Annotated in this window: 20 protein-coding genes and 3 pseudogenes; 18 read left to right on the top strand and 5 right to left on the bottom strand. The window is 72.0% G+C overall.

Annotated features, from left to right (window positions below; genetic code table 11):
- Window positions 1-212: 212 nt before the first annotated feature.
- From ACZ3IJ_RS25290 to ACZ3IJ_RS25265, 6 genes and pseudogenes are all read left to right on the top strand, one after another.
- Window positions 213-1055 (top strand): nitrilase-related carbon-nitrogen hydrolase, encoded by an 843-nt coding sequence (locus tag ACZ3IJ_RS25290; protein WP_467471705.1) that lies wholly within the window; start codon window positions 213-215, stop codon window positions 1053-1055.
- A complete protein-coding gene (locus tag ACZ3IJ_RS25285; protein ID WP_467471703.1) occupies window positions 1052-2332 on the top strand; it encodes an aspartate aminotransferase family protein in 1281 nt (426 codons plus the stop codon). The genes ACZ3IJ_RS25290 and ACZ3IJ_RS25285 overlap by 4 nt, the downstream gene beginning before the upstream one ends.
- A 28-nt stretch (window positions 2333-2360) precedes the next feature.
- Window positions 2361-3764 (top strand): dihydropyrimidinase, encoded by a 1404-nt coding sequence (gene hydA / locus ACZ3IJ_RS25280; protein ID WP_467471702.1) that lies wholly within the window; start codon window positions 2361-2363, stop codon window positions 3762-3764.
- A gap of 12 nt (window positions 3765-3776) precedes the next feature.
- Window positions 3777-4793, top strand: a complete 1017-nt coding sequence (locus ACZ3IJ_RS25275; protein WP_467471700.1) for a TIGR03842 family LLM class F420-dependent oxidoreductase — start codon at window positions 3777-3779, stop codon at window positions 4791-4793.
- A gap of 13 nt (window positions 4794-4806) precedes the next feature.
- Window positions 4807-5646, top strand: coding sequence for a YhjD/YihY/BrkB family envelope integrity protein (locus ACZ3IJ_RS25270; RefSeq protein ID WP_467471698.1), 840 nt, complete (start codon window positions 4807-4809; stop codon window positions 5644-5646).
- 74 nt (window positions 5647-5720) lie between these two features.
- A pseudogene (locus ACZ3IJ_RS25265) lies at window positions 5721-5846 on the top strand (RidA family protein); the annotation flags it as partial.
- Window positions 5847-5867: 21 nt separating this feature from the next.
- Here ACZ3IJ_RS25265 and ACZ3IJ_RS25260 read toward each other — a convergent pair.
- Together ACZ3IJ_RS25260 and ACZ3IJ_RS25255 are read right to left on the bottom strand one after the other, a co-directional pair.
- Window positions 5868-6161 (bottom strand): hypothetical protein, encoded by a 294-nt coding sequence (locus ACZ3IJ_RS25260; RefSeq protein ID WP_467471697.1) that lies wholly within the window; start codon window positions 6159-6161, stop codon window positions 5868-5870.
- Between the two features lie 160 nt (window positions 6162-6321).
- A complete protein-coding gene (locus ACZ3IJ_RS25255) occupies window positions 6322-6705 on the bottom strand; it encodes a hypothetical protein (protein ID WP_467471696.1) in 384 nt (127 codons plus the stop codon).
- 172 nt (window positions 6706-6877) lie between these two features.
- Between ACZ3IJ_RS25255 and ACZ3IJ_RS25250 the strand changes: the two genes are divergently transcribed.
- On the top strand, window positions 6878-7297 hold the full coding sequence (locus ACZ3IJ_RS25250; RefSeq protein ID WP_467471694.1) for a helix-turn-helix transcriptional regulator: 420 nt from the start codon (window positions 6878-6880) through the stop codon (window positions 7295-7297).
- A 171-nt stretch (window positions 7298-7468) separates the two neighbouring features.
- On the opposite strand, the gene ACZ3IJ_RS25245 is transcribed toward ACZ3IJ_RS25250, so the two are convergent.
- Entirely contained in the window at window positions 7469-8017 is a 549-nt protein-coding gene (locus ACZ3IJ_RS25245) for an SRPBCC family protein (RefSeq protein WP_467471911.1), read from the bottom strand.
- A gap of 189 nt (window positions 8018-8206) precedes the next feature.
- On the opposite strand from ACZ3IJ_RS25245, the gene ACZ3IJ_RS25240 reads away from it, so the two are divergent.
- From ACZ3IJ_RS25240 to ACZ3IJ_RS25215, 6 genes and pseudogenes are all read left to right on the top strand, one after another.
- The gene (locus ACZ3IJ_RS25240; RefSeq protein ID WP_467471692.1) at window positions 8207-8743 is read left to right on the top strand and encodes a cysteine hydrolase family protein; all 537 of its coding nucleotides are present in this window, start codon (window positions 8207-8209) and stop codon (window positions 8741-8743) included.
- Between the two features lie 74 nt (window positions 8744-8817).
- Complete coding sequence (locus tag ACZ3IJ_RS25235; protein ID WP_467471910.1) at window positions 8818-9498, top strand: HemK2/MTQ2 family protein methyltransferase; 681 nt, start codon at window positions 8818-8820, stop codon at window positions 9496-9498.
- Window positions 9482-9742: pseudogene (locus tag ACZ3IJ_RS25230) on the top strand (CDGSH iron-sulfur domain-containing protein); the annotation flags it as partial. The gene ACZ3IJ_RS25235 and the pseudogene ACZ3IJ_RS25230, both read left to right, overlap by 17 nt.
- Window positions 9743-10078: 336 nt before the next feature.
- Window positions 10079-11056, top strand: a complete 978-nt coding sequence (locus ACZ3IJ_RS25225) for an iron-containing redox enzyme family protein (protein WP_467471909.1) — start codon at window positions 10079-10081, stop codon at window positions 11054-11056.
- 2 nt (window positions 11057-11058) lie between these two features.
- Complete coding sequence (locus tag ACZ3IJ_RS25220) at window positions 11059-11550, top strand: flavin reductase family protein (RefSeq protein WP_467471908.1); 492 nt, start codon at window positions 11059-11061, stop codon at window positions 11548-11550.
- 78 nt (window positions 11551-11628) lie between these two features.
- A pseudogene (locus ACZ3IJ_RS25215) lies at window positions 11629-13074 on the top strand (amidase); the annotation flags it as partial.
- 14 nt (window positions 13075-13088) lie between these two features.
- On the opposite strand, the gene ACZ3IJ_RS25210 reads toward ACZ3IJ_RS25215, so the two are convergent.
- Window positions 13089-14144 carry a lipoate--protein ligase family protein gene (locus ACZ3IJ_RS25210; RefSeq protein WP_467471690.1) on the bottom strand — a complete coding sequence of 352 codons (1056 nt, stop codon included), beginning with the start codon at window positions 14142-14144 and terminating at the stop codon, window positions 13089-13091.
- A gap of 122 nt (window positions 14145-14266) precedes the next feature.
- Between ACZ3IJ_RS25210 and ACZ3IJ_RS25205 the strand changes: the two genes are divergently transcribed.
- From ACZ3IJ_RS25205 to ACZ3IJ_RS25195, 3 genes are all read left to right on the top strand, one after another.
- On the top strand, window positions 14267-15103 hold the full coding sequence (locus tag ACZ3IJ_RS25205; protein WP_467471689.1) for an inositol monophosphatase family protein: 837 nt from the start codon (window positions 14267-14269) through the stop codon (window positions 15101-15103).
- 64 nt (window positions 15104-15167) lie between these two features.
- Window positions 15168-16589, top strand: coding sequence for a phytoene desaturase family protein (locus tag ACZ3IJ_RS25200; RefSeq protein ID WP_467471687.1), 1422 nt, complete (start codon window positions 15168-15170; stop codon window positions 16587-16589).
- 22 nt (window positions 16590-16611) lie between these two features.
- The gene (locus ACZ3IJ_RS25195) at window positions 16612-17130 is read left to right on the top strand and encodes an O-acetyl-ADP-ribose deacetylase (protein ID WP_467471685.1); all 519 of its coding nucleotides are present in this window, start codon (window positions 16612-16614) and stop codon (window positions 17128-17130) included.
- A 30-nt stretch (window positions 17131-17160) separates the two neighbouring features.
- Here ACZ3IJ_RS25195 and ACZ3IJ_RS25190 read toward each other — a convergent pair whose 3' ends face one another.
- Window positions 17161-17622 (bottom strand): Lrp/AsnC family transcriptional regulator, encoded by a 462-nt coding sequence (locus tag ACZ3IJ_RS25190; RefSeq protein ID WP_391796871.1) that lies wholly within the window; start codon window positions 17620-17622, stop codon window positions 17161-17163.
- A 161-nt stretch (window positions 17623-17783) separates the two neighbouring features.
- On the opposite strand from ACZ3IJ_RS25190, the gene ACZ3IJ_RS25185 reads away from it, so the two are divergent.
- Together ACZ3IJ_RS25185 and ACZ3IJ_RS25180 are read left to right on the top strand one after the other, a co-directional pair.
- Window positions 17784-18758 carry a DMT family transporter gene (locus tag ACZ3IJ_RS25185; RefSeq protein WP_467471683.1) on the top strand — a complete coding sequence of 325 codons (975 nt, stop codon included), beginning with the start codon at window positions 17784-17786 and terminating at the stop codon, window positions 18756-18758.
- A complete protein-coding gene (locus tag ACZ3IJ_RS25180) occupies window positions 18751-19932 on the top strand; it encodes an amino acid aminotransferase (RefSeq protein ID WP_467471682.1) in 1182 nt (393 codons plus the stop codon). The genes ACZ3IJ_RS25185 and ACZ3IJ_RS25180 overlap by 8 nt, the downstream gene beginning before the upstream one ends.
- The last annotated feature ends 26 nt before the right edge of the window (window positions 19933-19958 follow it).

The following is a 19958-nucleotide window of genomic DNA, read 5'->3' as shown; positions in this document are numbered from 1 at the left end:
TGCGCGCCGCGTGACCGGTGACAACCGCTCGTACCTCAACCCGATCGTGTCGGTGCGTGTCCGACATGGACCAGTCGGGTATGAAACATGATCGACTCCGGCGGTTCACGGCGGTGGTCTTGCTCCGGGGTGTGACGGGGCTTACGTTCTCCTCCTACGCACCGTGTCTACGTGCGTAGAGGCTCTCTGACGCCGTGCCGAAGGAGCAGCTCATGACCGACGTCGTACGCGCCGCACTCGTCCAGGCGACCTGGACCGGCGACACCGAATCCATGATCGCCAAGCATGAGGAGCACGCCCGTGAGGCGGCCCGGCAGGGCGCCAAGGTCATCGGGTTCCAGGAGGTCTTCAACGCCCCCTACTTCTGCCAGGTCCAGGAACCCGAGCACTACCGCTGGGCCGAGCCCGTGCCGGACGGCCCGACCGTCACGCGGATGAAGGAGCTGGCCCGCGAGACCGGCATGGTGATCGTCGTCCCCGTCTTCGAGGTCGAGGGCGCCGGTTTCTACTACAACACCGCCGCCGTCATCGACGCCGACGGCTCCTATCTCGGCAAGTACCGCAAGCACCACATTCCCCAGGTCAAGGGGTTCTGGGAGAAGTACTACTTCCGCCCCGGCAACCTCGGCTGGCCGGTCTTCGACACCGCCGTGGGCAAGGTCGGCGTCTACATCTGCTACGACCGCCACTTCCCCGAGGGCTGGCGCCAACTCGGCCTCAACGGAGCACAGTTGGTCTACAACCCGTCGGCCACCCACCGCGGGCTCTCCTCCTACCTCTGGCAGCTCGAGCAACCGGCCGCCGCGGTCGCCAACGAGTACTTCGTCGCCGCCATCAACCGTGTCGGGATCGAGGAGTACGGCGACAACGACTTCTACGGCACCAGTTACTTCGTCGACCCCCGCGGCCAGTTCGTCGGAGAGACCGCCTCGGACAAGACGGAGGAACTCGTCGTCCGCGACCTCGACTTCGGGGTCATCGAGGAGGTCCGCCGGCAGTGGGCCTTCTACCGGGACCGGCGCCCGGACGCCTACGACGGGCTGGTGCAGCCGTGACCGGCCTCTACGACCGCCATCGCGCGGTGATCCCCGACTGGGTCGCCCTCTACTACAAGGACCCCATCGAGATCACCCACGGCGAGGGCCGCCACGTCTGGGACGCCGAGGGCACCCGGTACCTCGACTTCTTCGGCGGCATCCTCACCACCATGACCGCCCACGCCGTGCCCGAGGTCACCAAGGCCGTCGCCGAGCAGGCCGGCCGGATCATCCACTCCTCCACGCTCTACCTCAACCGGCCCATGGTGGAGCTCGCCGAGCGCATCGCGGCCCTCTCCGGCATCCCGGACGCCCGGGTCTTCTTCACCACCTCCGGAACCGAGGCCAACGACACGGCCCTGCTGCTCGCCACCGCGTACCGCCGCTCCAACCAGATCCTGGCGATGCGCAACAGCTACCACGGCCGCTCCTTCTCCACTGTCGGCATCACCGGCAACCGCGCCTGGTCGCCCACCGGTCTCTCCCCGCTCCAGACCCTGTACGTGCACGGCGGCGTCCGCACCCGCGGACCGTACGCGCAGTACAGCGACGAGCGGTTCATCGACGCCTGCGTCGCCGACCTCGAAGACCTCCTCGGGCACACCCGTGACGTCGCCGCGCTCATCGCCGAACCCGTCCAGGGCGTCGGCGGCTTCACCTCCCCGCCGGACGGGCTCTACGCCGCGTTCCGGCGGGTCCTCGACCGGCACGGCATCCTCTGGGTCTCCGACGAGGTGCAGACCGGCTGGGGCCGCACCGGCGACCACTTCTGGGGCTGGCAGGCGCACGACCAGGCGGGACCGCCGGACATCCTCACCTTCGCCAAGGGCATCGGCAACGGCATGTCGGTCGGCGGGGTCGTCGCCCGCGCCGAGATCATGAACTGCCTCGACGCCAACTCCATCTCCACCTTCGGTGGTTCGCCGGTCACCATGGCCGCGGGTCTCGCCAACCTCGGCTACCTCCTCGAACACGACCTGCAGGGCAACGCCCGGCGCGTCGGAGGGCTGCTGATCGAGCGGCTGCGGGCCGTCGGCGCCTCCGTCGACGCCGTACGCGAGGTACGCGGCCGCGGCCTGATGATCGGCATCGAGCTCACCCGGCCGGGCACCGACGAGGCCGACCCGGCGGCGGCCGCCGCCGTCCTCGAGTCCGCCCGCGAGAACGGGCTCCTCATCGGCAAGGGCGGCGGTCACAACACCAGCTCGCTGCGGATCGCGCCACCCCTCTCGCTCACCGTAGCCGAGGCAGAGGAGGGCGCGGACATCCTCGAACAGGCCCTCTGCTCCCTGTAGTTCACCGCATCCAGCCAGGGGGACACACGTGACCACCCGCACCCTCATCCGCGGCGGCCTCGTCGTCACCGCCGCCGACGAGATCCACGCAGACGTCCTGATCGAGGACGGCCGGATCGCCGCGCTCGCCGCGCACGGCTCCGACGCGGCCGCCGGATGGACCGCCGACCGCACCATCGACGCCACCGACCGCTACGTCATCCCGGGCGGCGTCGACGCGCACACCCACATGGAGCTGCCGTTCGGCGGCACCTTCGCCTCCGACACCTTCGAGACCGGCACCAGGGCCGCCGCCTGGGGCGGCACGACCACCATCGTCGACTTCGCCGTCCAGAGCGTCGGCCGCTCCCTGCGTGAAGGGCTCGACGCCTGGTACGCCAAGGCCGACGGCAAGTGCGCCATCGACTACGGCTTCCACATGATCATGTCGGACGTCAACGAGTCGACGCTCAGGGAGATGGACCGGCTCGTCCAGGAGGGCGTCAGCTCGTTCAAGCTGTTCATGGCCTATCCGGGGGTCTTCTACTCGGACGACGGCCAGATCCTGCGCGCGATGCAGCAGGCCGCCGACGACGGCGGGCTCATCATGATGCACGCCGAGAACGGCATCGCCATCGACGTCCTGGTCGAACAGGCCCTGGCCCGCGGCGAGACCGACCCCCGCTACCACGGCGAGGTCCGCAAGGTCCTCCTGGAGGCCGAGGCTACCCACCGGGCGATCCAGCTCGCACGGGTCGCCGGAGCGCCGCTGTACGTGGTCCACGTCTCGGCGGAGGAGGCGGTCGCGGAGCTGGCGGCGGCCCGGGACAAGGGGCTGCCGGTCTTCGGCGAGACCTGCCCGCAGTACCTCTTCCTCTCCACCGACAACCTCGCCGAGCCGGACTTCGAGGGCGCCAAGTACGTCTGCTCGACCCCGCTCAGGCCGAAGGAGCACCAGGCGGCCCTCTGGCGCGGACTGCGGACCAACGACCTCCAGGTCGTCTCCACCGACCACTGCCCCTTCTGCTTCGTCGGCCAGAAGGATCTGGGCCGGGGTGACTTCTCCAAGATTCCCAACGGCCTTCCGGGGGTGGAGAACCGGATGGACCTGCTCCACCAGGCCGTCGTCGACGGTCACATCAGCCGCCGCCGCTGGATCGAGATCGCCTGCGCCACGCCGGCCCGGATGTTCGGCATGTACCCGCAGAAGGGCACGATCGCGCCGGGCGCCGACGCGGACGTGGTGATCTACGACCCGCACACCGTCCAGACGCTGTCGGCGGAGACCCACCACATGAACGTCGACTACTCGGCGTACGAGGGGAAGACGGTCACCGGCCAGGTCGAGACCGTCCTGTCGCGCGGCGAACTCGTCATCGACCAGCGGAAGTTCACCGGGCGCGCCGGGCACGGCGCCTTCACCCCGCGATCCACCTGCCAGTACCTGAACTAGGAGAACCACGACGTGGACTTCGGACTCGTCCTGCAGACCGACCCGCCCGCCTCCGAAGTCGTCGGCCTGATGCGCCGCGCGGAGCGCAACGGCTTCCGCTACGGCTGGACCTTCGACTCCGCCGTGCTCTGGCAGGAGCCCTTCGTCATCTACAGCCGCATCCTCGAACACACCACCAAGCTCCACGTCGGCCCGATGGTGACGAATCCGGGGACGCGGACGTGGGAGGTGACGGCCTCCACCTTCGCCACGCTCAACGACATGTACGGCAACCGGACCGTCTGCGGCATCGGCCGCGGCGACTCCGCCATGCGCGTCGCGGGGCGCAGGCCCAACACCCTGGCCAGGCTGGGCGAGGCCATCGACGTCATCCGCGACCTCGCCGAGGGCCGCGAGGCGGTCGTGGACGGCAACCCGATCCGTATCCCCTGGGTGGCGGGCGGGAAGCTGCCGGTCTGGATGGCCGCGTACGGCCCGAAGGCGCTGGCGCTCGCCGGACAGAAGGCGGACGGCTTCATCCTCCAGCTCGCCGACCCGTTCCTCACCGAGTGGATGGTGAAGGCGGTCCGTCAGGCGGCGGTGGACGCGGGCCGTGACCCCGACGCGCTCACGATCTGCGTCGCCGCCCCCGCGTACGTCACCGCCGACGACTCGCCCGAGGCGCTGGCCCACGCGCGCGACCAGTGCAGGTGGTTCGGCGGCATGGTCGGCAACCACGTCGCCGACCTGGTCGCCAAGTACGGCGAGCACTCCGGCATGGTTCCGGACGCGCTCACCGCGTACATCAAGGACCGGCACGGCTACGACTACAGCCACCACGGCCGCGCCGGGAACCCCTCCACGGACTTCGTCCCCGACGAGATCGTGGACCGCTTCTGTCTCCTCGGCCCGGCCGAGGCGCACGTCGAGAAGCTGAGGAGGCTGCGGGAGCTCGGCGTCGACCAGTTCGCCGTCTACAACATGCACGACGCGCGGGAGGTGACGATCGACGCGTACGGCTCCGACGTCATCCCGGCTCTCAGCGCCTAGCGGGGGAGGCGGGATGTCGTGGTCGACCCGGGTACGGAGGTTCCAGGCCGGGGCCGAGAGCCGGTTTCCCGTTCTCACCGAGGTGACGAGCAGGCTCGTCAGCGGGAACCTCCTGGACTCGGGCACCAGGCTCGCCGCCACGGCGTTCCTGGCCGCGGTGCCACTGCTGTTCGTCCTGTCCGCGTTCGCTCCCAAGAGCGTGCGCGACCAGATGCACGAGTCGCTGCGCGCGATGTTCGGGCTGACGGGGCCGTCGGACCGCGAGCTCCAGCAGGTCCTCGACCCCTCCGCCTCCGACGCGGTGCGGGAGACCACCGGTGTCGTCGGCGCGCTCCTGGCCCTGGTGTCGGCCACGAGCTTCAGCCGCGCCATGGCCAGGGTGTGCGAACGGGCGTGGCGGCTCCCCCGGGCACGGACCCGGATCGCCGCCTGGCGCTGGGCCGTGTGGCTGCTGACCCTGATCCTGGTCGTGCTCCTCCAGGCGCCGATCAGGGGCGGTTTCGGAGTGGGGCTGTGGCTGGGCACGCCCGTGTTCTTCCTGGTGAGCACGGGCGTGTGGCTGTGGACCCAGCATCTCCTGCTGGTCGGCCGGGTCCCGTGGCTGCCGCTCCTCCCCGGGGCCCTCCTCGCCGCGACGGCCTCGACGGTCCTCGGGCTCACGGCCCGCCTCTACATCCCCGGTGCGCTCAACCGGGCACTGGCGGAGTACGGCTCACTGGGACTGGTCCTGACGATGTTCTCGTGGCTCATCGTGGTCTGCGCCTCCGTCACGTTCGCGTTCACCATCGGTGCGGTACTGGCGGTCGAACCCCCACTGAACCGCCGCTTCGGCCTGGACCGCCCCGACACCTGACGCCCGCCCCCTCCGCGTAGGTTCGTCTCGTGTGTCACTACGCCGACCCGGTCGAGCAGCGCTCCCTCGACCTCGGCGCCGCCGGGGCGGCCGCCAGGTCGGGCGTCACCCCCGTACCGCCCGTCACGCTGCTGGGCCTCGCGGCGCTTGACGTGCTCGACCACCTCGTCGAGATCGAGGCCACTGCGGTCGTCGACTGAGAGGGGAGCCGCGCCCGGGCGTCAGGCGGCGGCGCCCGAGGGGGCGGGGCCCGGGTCCGGTGTGGAGAGCCGGGTGGGGCCGACCACGGTCAGCGGGATGCCCAGGTGCTCGCAGAGGCGCCGGGCGCGCGTGAGCGCGCTCAGCGAGGCCGCCGAGGGGTCGCGGGTGGGCAGCTGCACACGCACGTGTCGGGGGCGGTGGGAGTGCACGAGCGCCTCGGTCTCCAGAGAGGCGGCCGCCCGGCTGCTGACATCGAGGTCGCGCAGAAAGGTCACGTGCAGGACGCCGTCCTCGATGGCGTGGGTGATCAGCATTGACGGTCTCCTTCTGTGCCGACGCCCCAGCTGGACGGGACGTTCCATGCCCGACGGGGCGGCTCGGAGTAGGCCACCAACGAGTCATTGTCCGAGGAAACCGGGGTTCCCGCACGCTGCCGCGCGACGCGCGGAACGGGCGTCGCGCCGATGCCGCAGGTCAGGAGGTGTCGCCGTGGCGCCTCTCCTGGCGCGAGGCGTGGGGGAGGTGCGTGATCCAGAGAGCCCCGGCTTCGAGCTGTGCCTGGTCGAGCCCGGTCTCCTGGCTGAGGGCCGCCATGCTGAGCCCCTGATGGTGCCGGCCCATCGCGCGGGTGATCTTCGCGAACCACAGTTCGGCGTCGTGGTACGGCCGTCCCCTCAGCTCCTCCTCCAGCAGCGCGAGGTGCTCGACGCTGCAGGCCAGCAGGGGACGCTGGCCGTCGTGGAGGGGATCGTCGGGGTCGACGTACGAGGAATCGGGTGCGCGACCATTGTGCGGACGCGGGCCGAGCGGGCATCCGCAGACCGCACACGGAGTGTGGCGGTGGGCTTCGGTGGTCATCGTGCACACCCCCCAGCAGGGTGGCGGGCGGCGAGTGCCGCCTGAGGCCGGTCGGATTCCGTGGGGAAGCTTCACTCGTCATGGTGCGCGTGGCCCAGACATACGTCAAGGATTACCTGAAAATCAGGACGTATAGAGCATGAATCGCGGTCGGTGCGGGCAGTGGTAGGTCATGGCCGATGGTGCCCGCCACCACCCGAGCTGGACGTTCCTCACCAACCACGCCCGGGTGCTCCTGATGCTCTCCCGTGATCCAGGGATCCGGCTGAGAGATGTCGCCGCCGAGTGCGGGGTGACGGAGAGGACCGTGCAGGCGATCGTCGCCGACCTGGAGGCGGACGGGTACGTCACCCGCGGGCGCGGTTCGGACGGCCGTCGGAACCGCTACGAGATCAACCCCAACGCCCAGTTCCGCCACCCCGCCGAAGCGGGGCACGAGATCGCCGGACTCCTCGACCTGCTGGGTGCCCGCGTGCACTCCGGACCGCCCCCCGGCGACTCCGAGAACGCCCGTGTCGCGACGGCCGGCACAGGAGGAGGGGCACCCGACAGCCCCAAGCGGGGCGCCCTCCGGCGCGACCGCGAGACGTGAGCCCCGGGCGGGGCGCGCGACCGGCAGGCGATCGACGGACAGGCGACGGACAAGGGCGATCGACGGACAGGCGCGACGGACGAGGGTGGCCGCCGACCCCGCGGGGTCGGCGGCCACCCTCCGTACACAAGGCGACGCGTGGGCCCGTGGGGCCCACGAGGCCGCGCGAGGTCAGCCGTGCCGCATGTCGTCAGGGTCCACCGGCATTCGGCCGGGGCCCGGCATCGGAGGCGTGTCGCCGACGCCCTGCCCGGACATGGCGTCGCGTTCCGCCGGCGTGATCCGGCCGCGCCATCCGCCGGTCTCCCGGCCGCGCTCCTCGATGAAGCCCTTGAACCGCTTCAGGTCACCCTTCACCCGACGGTCGAGCACGCCCAGCGCGTCTCCGGTCTTCTCCGCCATGCCCTCGGGCTGAAAGTCCATGGCGAGCATGACCCGGGTGTGGCCGAGGTCGATCTGCTCGAACGTGACGACACCCTTCTGCTGTACGTCGCCGCCCACCGTGCGCCAGGAGATCCGCTCGTCGGGCAGCTGGTCGACGATCTCGGTGTCGAACTCTCGCTGGACACCGGCCACCTTCGTACTCCAGTGACAGTGCTGGTCGTCAAGCTGTCGTACCGTCTCCACGCCCTCCATGAAGTTGGGGAACTCCTCGAACTGCGTCCACTGGTTGTAGACATGACGCAGCGGGACGTCGACTTCGATGGATTCCTTCACCATGCTCACGAGTCTCCTCCTTCACTGCTCCGACCGGACATCTCCGGTCAAACGGTCGGCTGCCCGTCGCGAGGGTCTTCAATCCTCCGTCGTGCCGGAGCGCCCCGATCGGCCGGTTCCGGGGGCGCCACTCGGCCCACCGCACGGCATCGCCGCCCCGGCCGCGGCCGGGGCGTCTGCGAGGTTGAGGGGATGAGGAAGTCCGCGCTGGTCGTCGTCGACATGCTCAACCCGTACGAGCACGCCGACGCCGACCTCCTTCTGCCGTCCGTGACCGAGATCGTCCCCGTCGTCGAGGACCTGCTGCACCACGCTCGGGAGCACGGCATCCCCGTGATCTACGCGAACGACAACTTCGGGCAGTGGCGCTCGCACCACGGCGAGATCCTCGATACCGCCCTCGCGGGCCGGCGCCCCGACCTCGTCGAGCCGGTCAAGCCCGACGAGGACTCCCTGTTCGTGGTCAAGGCCCGCCACTCGGTGTTCTACGAGACGCCTCTCGCCTACCTGCTCGGCAGTCTCGGCATCGACCACCTCGTCCTCTGCGGACAGGTGACCGAACAGTGCATCCTCTACTCGGCCCTGGACGCCCACATCCGGCACCTGTCGGTGACGGTGGTCGAGGACGCGGTCGCCCACATCCATGAGGACCTCGCCCGGGCGGCGCTGCGGATGATGGAGCGGAACATGGCGGCGAGGGTGCTGCGCGCGGCGGACGTCGACTTCTGACGTCAGGGATATGTTCCCCGCTTCGGGGAAGCCGCCGTGCTGATCGCCCCCTACATCGGAGGTGCCCGGTGTCCCTGACCGCCTCATCTGCGAGAAGCGGGCCCGAGCGGCTCGTCACACTGCCCGGTGTGTACCGCCCGCAGGCAGACACACGGCTGCTCGCCGACGCCCTCAGCCGCGAGAAGCTGGGGCCGGAGAAGCACGTCGTGGAGATCGGCACCGGCACGGGCGCGCTCGCGTTGAGCGCGGCCGCGACCGGCGCGCACGTCACGGCGATCGACGTCTCCCTGCAGGCGGTCATCGCGGCCCGCATCAACGCGCTGCGACGTGGGCTGACGCTCCGCGTACTGCACGGGGACTTCGCGGCCCGCACGCGAGGCCGCCGCTTCGACCTCGTCCTGGCCAACCCGCCGTACGTCCCGTCCCCGCAGGCCCGGCCGCCGTCGCGCGGCGCCGCGCGGGCGTGGGACGCGGGGCCGGACGGACGGGAGCTCATCGACCGGATCTGCGAGCGCGCCCCGGCTCTGCTGTCGCCGGGCGGCGTTCTCCTGCTCGTCCACTCGGAGATGAACGGGGCGGCGACCACGGTGCAGCGCCTGCGGCGCCTGGGACTTCAGGCGCGCGTGACGCGGCGCGCCGTCGTTCCCTGGGGGCCGGTACTCCGGTCTCGGCGCGCCTGGCTGGAGCGGCAGGGACTTGCCCGAGCTGTCGAGGACCGGGAGGAACTGGTGATCATCCGTGCGCAACGCTCCTGAGCGCGACCCCGAACGCGAACGGCCGGACCGTGCTTCCGAGCCGGACGGTGCCCCGGAGCCCGACCGGGCGCACGGTGCCCCGGCGGGCCCGTCTCCCCGCCGCGTGGCCGTGGACCCGCAGGGACCGGTACTGGTCGAGGGGCCGGTGGAGACCGTAGGGGACGATGGCACCGTGGTGCGATCGGACCGGTTCATGGTGGCCGTGTGCACGTGTCGCCGCAGCCGGACCCAGCCGTGGTGCGACACCAGCCATCGGCACCGCCGGCGACCGGGCTCCGAGCGACCGGGCTCCGAGCGGACGGATTCCGAGCGGACGGATTCCGAGCGACCGGATTCCGAGCGACCGGATTCCGAGCTGCCGCCCTCCGAGCTGCCGCCCTCCGAGCTGCCGCCCTCCGAGCTGCCGCCCTCCGAGCGGCAGCCCTCCGGGCCGGAGCCCTCCGAGCGACCGGGCCCCGGGCCTTCGGCGCCCGAGCGCTCGGCCGCCGGCCCGCGCTCGAGCGCTTCGCCGGAGCCGGCGCCCGCGGACACCGGACGGCGGACGAGCGGCCGCCCCGTCCTCCCCCAAGCGCGGGGGGAACTGTCCGAGGCCGTACGGGACGCCCTGTGTACGGGCTCCCCGCCCTCGTACGACCCCCGGGCCCTCCTGACGGCCGACCCCTGGGGGGAGGACCTCCAGCTGGCGCTCCATCTGCTGTACGAGCTCCACTACCGGGGCTTCGACGGGGTGGACGACGCGCGCGAATGGGATCCCGACCTGCTGCGGCTGAGGCAGGGCCTGGAGACCCGGTTCCTGCACGCCCTCCGTACCGAGGTGCCGGACGGCGACCGCTCGGTCGACGAGGTGTTCGCACCGCTGCTGGAAGAGCCGGTCGACCTGGGCGGCAGCGTCAGCCGCTTCCTCGAGACCGACGGCCGGCTCCAGCACCTGCGAGAGTACGCGGCGCTGCGCTCGGTCTACCACCTCAAGGAGGCCGACCCGCACGCGTGGGTCATCCCCCGGCTGACCGGGCGGGCCAAGGCGGGCATGGTGGCGATCGAGTACGACGAGTTCGGTGCCGGGCGGGCTCCGGACATCCACGCGCGGCTCTTCGCCGACCTGATGGAGGACCTGGGTCTCGACCCGGCCTACGGCACGTATGTGGACCACGCGCCCGCACCTCTGCTGGCCACCGTCAACGTGATGTCCCTGTTCGGTCTCCACCGCGCCCTGCGCGGAGCGCTGGTCGGGCACTTCGGCTGCGTCGAGGTCACCTCCTCGCCGGGCTCGCGGCGTCTGGCCCGAGCGATGCGCCGCTGCGGCGCGGGGCCGGCCGCCGAGCGGTTCTACACCGAGCACGTCGAGGCCGACGCCGTCCACGAACAGGTCGTACGGCGCGAGGTCGTCGGCGGCCTGCTCGCCGACGAGCCCGGCCTGGAGGCCGACGTCGTCTTCGGCTGCGCCGCGACGGTCATGCTGGAGGACCGGCTGGCGGCGTTTCTGCGGGAGTCGTGGGACCGGGGAGGCTCGGCCCTGCGGGTCCCCCTGGCGCAGGAGCCTCGACGGACGGACAGGTGACCGTGGCCGACCTGGACGCCTTCACCGCGCTGCTCGATCACCCTCTGTGCGTGGTGACGACCGCGGCGCCGGACGGCGAGCGCGGCGGCTGCCTCGTCGGGTTCGCCTCCGCCTGCTCCATCCGTCCGCCCCGCTTCGTCGCCTGGCTGTCGCGGGAGAACCACACCTACCGGGTCGCCTGCCGCGGCGAGTTCCTGGCGGTCCACGCCCTGGGGCCGGGACAGCGGGAGACGGCCCGGCTGTTCGGTGAGGAGACCGGGGACCGTGTCGACAAGTTCGCGCGCGCCTCCTTCGCACCGTCCGCGTACGGGGGAGTGCCCGTCCTCTCCGACTGCCTCGCCTGGTTCGTCGGGCGGGTGGAGGCGCGGCTCGATGGGGGAGACCATGTGGGCTTCCTCCTGGCGCCCGTCGCCGAGAGCCCTCCCGGGAAGCCGGACGCTGCCCTGATCCGGCTGAGCGACGCGGTGGACTTCGCACCTGGCCATCCGGCCTGACTTCCCGGACGTCAGACGGGTGGTGACAGCGAAGTTACGCTCCAGTAGGGTTCCGGCAGCCGAAGCGAGGAGGAGGCTGCCGTGACCGAGGGCGACTACACCGGACTGGCCGAACAGGCACGGCAGTTGGCGGAGGGGACCGTCACCTCGACCGCCCTCGTCCAGGCCGCGCTCGGCCGGATCGAGGCCACGCAGCCCACGCTCAACGCCTTCCGCTGCCTCCGGCCGGAGGCCGCCCTCGCCGAGGCCGCCGACGCCGACCGCAGGCTGGCCGCGGGCGAGAGGCTGCCGTTGCTCGGCGTACCGATGGCCGTCAAGGACGACACCGACGTGGCCGGTTTGCCCACCCGCTTCGGCTGTGCCGGAGACATCCCTGACGCGACCGAGGACGGCGAGGCCGTGCGGAGGCTGCGGGCCGCCGGTGCCGTCATCGTCGGCAAGACCAACTCCTGCGAACTGGGCCAGTGGCCGTTCACCGAGGGCCACGCCTTCGGTGCCACCCGCAATCCCTGGAACACCGCCCACACTCCCGGCGGTTCCTCCGGAGGCTCGGCCGCGGCCGTGGCCGCCGGCGTCCTGCCCGCCGCCCTCGGCTCCGACGGGGCCGGCTCCATCCGCATACCCGCCGCCTGGACCCATCTGGTCGGCATCAAGCCGCAGCGCGGCCGGGTCTCCGTCCACCCGTACGACGACTGCTTCCAGGGCCTCACCGTCAACGGACCGCTCGCCCGGACCGTCGCCGACGCCGCCCTGCTCCTCGACGCGGTCGCCGGGCCGCATCCCGGCGACCGCTTCCAGCCGACCGCCGTCGACGCCTCGGCCGCGGCGCGCCGGGAGCCCGGCCGGCTGCGGATCGGGCTCGCCTGGCGCGCGCCGTTCACCGCCACGTACAACCCGCTCGACGCAGGTGTGCGGCGGGCCGTCGCCGATCTCGCCGAAGCGCTCGCCGGACTCGGCCACACGGTGGAGGAGGCGCGCCCGCGCTACGGACTCATCGGGCTGAGCTTCCTGCCGCGCGCGACCGCGGGCATCGCCGAATACGCCGACCGGCATCCCCAGCCCGCGCTGCTCGACCCGCGCACCCGCAGCGCCGCCCGCAACGGCCGCCGCCTCGCCGGACGGGCCCTGCGTGCCGCCCGCGGCCGTGAGGCGCACCAACACCGCAGGATCGGCGCGATCTTCGACACGTACGACGTCCTGATCGCCCCGACGACGGCGGTGCCACCGCCCCGGATCGGCACCTTCGACACGATGCCGGCCTGGCGCACCGACCTGACGATGGCGTCCGCCTGCCCCTACGCCTGGCCCTGGAACGTCCTCGGCTGGCCGGGCGTCAACGTCCCAGCCGGCTTCACGCCGGACGGCCTGCCGGTCGGGGCGCAACTCCTCGGCCCGGCGGGCGGTGAGCCGCTGCTGATCTCGCTGGCGGCCCAACTGGAGGACGACCGGAAGTGGTTCGCCCACCGCCCGCGGCTCCCCGGAACCGGAGCCGGGTCCGGAGCCGGGTGCGCGGCGGCCGGCTGAGACAGGCCGCGGGACTACGGGACCCGGGCCGTCCACTCCTCCGTCGCGAACTTCGACGCGGCCAACTCCTTCGCCAGCGCCGTCTCCTCGGCCGTCACCACGCCTTCCGTCAGGCCGTACCGGTTCCGGAAGGAGTCGATCATCCGCTCGATGACCGCCTCGCGCGGCAGGCCCGTCTGGCGGCGGAGCGGGTCCACCCGCTTCTTCGCGCTCCTGGTGCCCTTGTCGGAGAGCTTCTCGCGGCCGATCCGCAGCACGTCCGACATCTTGTCGGCGTCGATGTCGTACGCCATCGTCACGTGGTGCAGGACCGCGCCCTCGCCCGCCACCATCCGCTTCTGCGCCGCGCCCGCGATCTTGCCCGCGTCCGTCGCGATGTCGTTCAGGGGCTGGTACCAGGCCTTGACGCCCATGTCGCCGAGCGCGCCCAGGACCCAGTCGTCCAGATAGGCGTAGCTGTCCGCGAAGGAGAGCCCCTGGATCAGCGCGTCGGGGACGGAGAGCGAGTACGTGATGGTATTGCCGGGCTCGATGAACATGGCCCCGCCGCCGCTGATCCGGCGCACCACCTCGATGCCGTGCCGCTCGGCCGCCGCCGGGTCGACCTCGTTGCGCAGCGACTGGAAGCTGCCGATCACCACGGCCGGCGCGCCCCACTCCCAGACCCGCAGGGTCGGCGGGCGCCGGCCGGCCGCGACCTCGGCGGTGAGCACCTCGTCCAGGGCCATGTGCAGCGCGGGGGGCTGCGGCGGCTCGTGGATCAGCTGCCAGTCGTAGTCGGTCCAGTCGGTGGCGTGCGCGAGTGCCCGGCGCACGGCCACCCCGATTCCCTCCGTGGTGAGCCCGTACATCTCGGTGCCCGGGGGGAGCGCCGCGTCGATCCGGGCCGCGAGGCCGGACGCGTCGATGTCGACGGGGGCGCCTTCGAGCGCGCGGTCGATGGCGAGGATGGCCTCGTCCGGCTCCAGGAAGAAGTCGCCCGCGACCCGGACGTCCGTCAGGACACCGTCACGCGACTCCAGGTCGACGACCACCAGCTTTCCGCCCGGAACCTTGTACTCGCCGTGCACGGACCCTCCCTCGCCCCGATGTCCCCGTAAGGGGTGAACCGGTCCAAAGCGTACTCCGTGGGGAAACGGAGGGTTAAGGGACGGTCTCCCGGAATGTCAGAGCGTCGTGCTTAGCTGGACGCATGATCGAAGACTTCCTTGACCACGTCCTCTCCGGCGGTACGACCGAGGTGGAGGAGGCTGTCCGCAAGGCGGCCGCAGCCGAGATCACGCCCCGCTTCCGTCAGCTCGCCGCGCACGAGATCGTCGAGAAGAACGGGCCGCACGACCTGGTGACGATCGCCGACCGGGCCGCGGAGGAGCACCTGACCGCGTCCCTGACGCAGCTGTTGCCCGGTTCCGTCGTCGTCGGAGAGGAGGCCGTCCACGCCGACCCGGCGATATACGACGCCCTTCAGGGCGACGCCCCGGTGTGGATCGTCGACCCCGTCGACGGCACCCGCCAGTTCGTGCGCGGCGAGCCCGGGTTCTGCACCCTCGTCGCGCTCGCCCGCCAGGGGGAGCTGCTCGCCTCCTGGACGTTCGCACCGGCCCTCGACCAGATGGCGATCGCGGTGCGCGGCCGCGGCGCCACGCTCAACGGGCAGCCGATACGCTCCGGCTCGCCGGCGCCCGGCGCCGTCCTGGACGTCGCCACCTCCCACCCCGACTACACGACCGCGGACCAGAAGCGCGCCCTGCTCGGTCTCGACACCGAAGGTGTGCGCCCACGCCCCTGCGGCTCGGCCGGACTGGAGTATCTGGACGTGGCCAGGGGCCTCCTCGACGGCATCGCCTTCTCGTGGGAGTACTCATGGGACCACGCGGCCGGGCTGCTCCTGGTGACCGAGGCGGGCGGTGCGCACACGACGGTCGCGGGCGAGCCGTTCCGTGTCACCGGTGGCAACGCGCTGCCGTTCACCGCGGCCCGCGACCGGGCCACCGCCGACCGGATCCGGACACTGCTGCGGGGGCGATGAGGGCCGCGGGGGCCCAGGAAATATCCTGGGAGCCTTGGCCATCGGCTGACGAAGGAGTCCGAAGGTGCCATCGATGCTCGACGCCGTCGTCGTGGGGGCGGGCCCCAACGGACTGACCGCCGCTGTGGAGCTGGCCCGCCGGGGTCTCTCCGTCGCCGTGTTCGAGGCCAAGTCCACCGTGGGCGGCGGCGCCAGGACGGAGGAGCTGACCCTCCCCGGCTTCCGCCACGACCCCTGTTCCGCCGTGCATCCGCTCGGGGTCGGCTCGCCCGTCTTCAAGACGATGCCGCTCGACCGGTACGGCCTCGAGTGGCTGCACCCGCGCCTCCCCATGGCACACCCCTGGGACGACGGCACGGCCGCCGTGCTCTCCCGGTCGGTCGCCGAGACCGCCGCGTCCCTCGGACCGCGCGACGCCGGGGCGTACCGCCGCCTCGTCGCCCCGTACCTCGGCAAGTGGGACACCCTGGCACGGGACTTCATGTCCCTGCCGCTCACCGCGCTGCCCCGGGACCCCGTCACGCTCGCCCGCTTCGGCATCGACGGACTCCGGCCGTCGACCTGGCTCATGCGCCGCTTCCAGGACGACAAGGCGCGTGCGCTCTTCGCCGGACTCGTCGGCCATGTCATCGCCCCGCTGGGCGGGTTCGCCACCTCGGCGGTCGGTCTCGTCTTCGCGCTGGCCGCGCACGAGGGCGGCTGGCCGATGCCCCGCGGCGGCTCCCAGGCGATCTCGGACGCCCTCACCGCGTACCTGAAGGCGCTCGGGGGCGCGGTCCACACGGACTACGAGGTCAAGCGCCTCGACGACCTCCCGCCGGCCCGCGCCTACGTCTTCGACACCTCGCCGACCGCCCTCGCCAGGATCGCCGGGTTCGGCGGCGCGTACGACCACTACCGTTACGGCGCGGCCGCGTTCAAGGTCGACTACGCGCTCGACGGCCCCGTGCCCTGGACGGCGGAGGCGGCACGCGAGGCCGGTACCGTCCAGATCGGGGCCGGGATGCGGGAGATCGGCACCGCCCTGGACCAGGCCTCCTCCGGTACGGCCCCCGGAAGGCCGTTCCTCATCACCGCGCAGCCCAGCCTCGTCGACCCGAGCCGCGCGCCCGAGGGCAAGCACGTCTTCTGGGCGTACGGCCATGTGCCGAACGGCTGGGAGGGCGACCTCACCGAGGCGATCGAGCGTCAGATCGAGCGCTTCGCCCCGGGCTTCCGCGACCGGGTGCTCGCACGCGCGACGGCCGGGCCGGCCGAACTGGCCTCCCGCAACGCCAACTACGTGGGCGGCGACATCGCCTGCGGTGCCGCCCGGGGGCTTCAGCTGCTGCTGCGTCCCAAGCTGTCCCTCTTCCCGTACGCGACCCCGCACCCCGCCGTGTTCCTCTGCTCCTCCGCCACCCCGCCGGGCCCCGGCGTGCACGGCATGTCCGGCCACAACGCGGCCAAGGCGGTCTGGCGCAGCCTGCGCCGGGCGGGGCGATGATGATCGTATGAGAGATGACCGTATGAGTACGGAACCGGCCCTCGTCCTCGTCCGCGGCGACATCACCGAGCAGCAGGTCGACGCGATCGTGAACGCGGCGAACTCCTCGCTCCTCGGCGGAGGCGGCGTCGACGGCGCCATCCACCGCCGGGGCGGCCCCGCCGTCCTCGAGGAGTGCCGCAAGCTCCGCGCGGGCCACTACGGCCGCGGGCTCCCCACCGGCCGGGCGGTCGCCACGACGGCCGGCCGGCTCGACGCCCGATGGGTCATCCACACCGTGGGCCCGGTCTGGTCCCGGGAGGAGGACCGCTCCGGGCAGCTGGCCTCCTGCTACCGAGAGTCGCTCCGGGTGGCCGACGAGCTGGGAGCCCGTACCGTCGCGTTCCCCGCCATATCCACCGGGATCTACGGCTGGCCCATGGACGACGGCGCCCGCATCGCCGTCGAGACCGTACGGGCCGCCGTGACGTCGGTGGCCGAGGTGCGCTTCGTCCTGTTCGACGCGGCGGCCTACGCGGCCTTCGAGGCCGCCACCGGCTGACGCGGGACACGCGAGGGGATCGCCCGGGTCTCACTTCACCGGCGCCCCGGGACGTGGGTAGATCCGGGACTGCTTCACGCTGCCGAAGGCGAAGCTGGACTCGATCGACGCGATGCCCGGGATGGCGTGGATCCGGTTGCGCACCAGCGCCTCGTACGCCTCCAGGCTCTCGATCACGACCCTGAGCAGGTAGTCGCTGCTGCCCGCCATCAGATAGCAGTCCTGGATGTGCTCGATCTCCCCGACGTGCCGCTCGAATACGTTGACGGCCTCGGCGGTGTGGCGTTCCAGCCGGATCCGTACGAAGACGGTGATCGGCAGCCCGAAGGCGACCTGGTCCACCATGGCCGTGTAGCCGCGGATCAGCCCCGCCTCCTCCAGCCGGCGGACCCGGCGCAGACAGGGCGAGGGGGAGAGCCTGATCCGGTCGGCGAGGTCCTGGTTGGACAGCCGGCCGTCCTGCTGCAACTCGTGGATGATCTGCAAGTCCACCGCGTCCAACGTCGCTCCCTCGTCGTTTCCCGCACCGCTCCGCCGATCCTTGGCAGATTCTGCTCCCACGCTAGGGCTGGAGGGCATAACTGGCAATCGGCTGCCCCGCCGAAAGCTCTACCGTTGCGGGGATCAGTGGTGACGAGCGGGAGGACCCTTCGGTGGGCGGGATACGTACGGCGGGGGCACCGCCCGTGGAGCCGGCACGCCGTGCCGGTCCGACCGGCAGGGCGCTCTCGCCGCAGACCGTGGGCCTGGTGGCCCTGCTCCTCACCGTGGCGATCTGGGCCGCGTTCGCCCTGAGCGCCCGTGCCCTGAGCACCTCCACGCTGCTGCCCGCCGATGCCGCGCTGCTGCGTTTCGGTGTGCCCCTCGTCGTCCTCGCGCCCGCCCTGTGGCGGCGCAGGCGCCGGCTGGCCGCGGTCCGTCCCGGTCCCGCCCTCAAGATCGTCTGCGGTGCGGGTGTGCCGTTCTTCCTCGCCGCCATGTACGGCGGTTCGCTGACGTCGGCCGCGTTCGTCGGGGCGATCGTCCCCGGCATGGTCCCCCTCTTCGTCTCCGCCCTCATGGTCGCCGGCGGCCGGAGCGCCCCCCGCGGTACGCAGTCGGCGGGCCTCGCCCTGATCGTGGCCGGAGTCGCGGCCCTGGTCTGGCGCTACACGGCCGCCCTGGACGCGGACGTCCTGATCGGCGCGGGAACGCTCCTCGTGGCCAGCGGGCTGTGGGCGCTGTACACCGTGGGCCTGCGCGAGGTGGACCTCGACCCCGTCGGCTCCATCGGACTCCTCTGCCTGCCCTCCTTCGCCGTGATCGCACTCCTGGTCCTGACCGGCGTCCTGCCCACCGGCATCGCCCACGCGGCCGGTTCCGACATCGCGCTGTTCCTCGTCGTCCAGGGCCTCGGCGTCGGCCTCTGCGCCGGACTGCTCTACGCGTTCGCCATCCGCCGCCTCGGCCCGGAGCGCAGCTCGGTCGTCGGCAGCCTCAGCCCGGTCGCCGTCGTCCTGCTCGCCGTCCCCCTCCTCGACGAGTCGCCGACCCTGCCCGTCCTGATCGGCGTCCCCCTCATCACCCTCGGCGTCGCACTCGCCAACCGCCGCCCCCGCACCCGAACCGAGGTCCCCGCCGATGCTTGAGCTTCTCGCCGCCCCGCCCGTCGACCCGCTCTGGGACCTGTCGGCCGAGTACGCCGCCGACCCCCGTCCCGAGCGCCTCGACCTCGTCCTCGGCGTCTACCGCAACCACAACGGCGTCACCCCGGTCATGGCGGCGGTCAAGGAGGCCGAGATACGCCTCGCGGACCGCTCCGAATCCAAGGAGTACCGCGGACTCTCCGGCCACACCGCCTTCAACCGGGCCATGCTCTCCATGGTCCTCGGCACCGAGGCCAGGACCGCGCGCGCCACGGCCGTCCAGACCGTCGCGGGCACCGGTGCGCTGCGGCTCCTCGCCGACCTCGTACGCCAGACCCGGCCCGGCACCACGGTGTGGATCAGCGACCCCGCGTACGTCAACCACCGCCCCATCCTGGAGGGCGCGGGGCTCTCCGTCCGGACGTACGGCTGCGGCGACGGCATGCTCGACGACCTGCGCGGCGCCCGGCGGGGCGACGTCGTCCTGCTCCAGGGCTGCTGCCACAACCCCACGGGGATCGACCCCGACGCCGGGACGTGGGAGGCGCTGGCCGGACTCGCCGCGGCACACGGCTGGGTCCCCTTCGTCGACCTCGCCTACCACGGGCTCGGCGACGGCCTCGACGCCGACCTGTGGGCCACCCGCATGCTGGCCGACCGGCTGCCCGAGGTGCTGATCGCCGTCAGCTGTTCCAAGAACTTCGGTCTCTACAGCGACCGCACCGGCTGCGCCATCGTGCTCGGCCCCTCGCGGCAGACGCTCCGGCACGTCGAGACGGCCCTGCAGAACGCCGCGCGCGTCATGTACTCCATGCCGCCCGACCACGGCGCCGCCGTCGTCGCCACCGTCCTGGACGACCCGGGGCTGCGGGCCGTCTGGCGCGAGGAGCTCGACGCCATGCGCGGACGGATCACGGCCAACCGGGCGGACCTCGTGGCGCACCTGGACGCCCTGGGGTGCCCGGACGCGGCGGCCTCGCTCCGGCGCCAGAAGGGCATGTTCTCCATGCTGCCGCTGACACCGGAGCAGATGCGCCGGATGCGCCGGCAGTCCGCCATCTACGGCACGAACGCGGGCCGCATCAACATCGCGGGCGTCTGCGCGCACCGCATCCCGTTCCTGGCGCAGGGCATCGCCGCCGCTCTGGAGACACCCCTCGCAGTTCCCGCGCTCTGAGCCCTGAGGCCTGTCCTTCGGATCAG

Source organism: Streptomyces sp. NPDC013317, from assembly GCF_055563155.1.
This window is presented reverse-complemented; position numbering and strand designations above follow the sequence as displayed.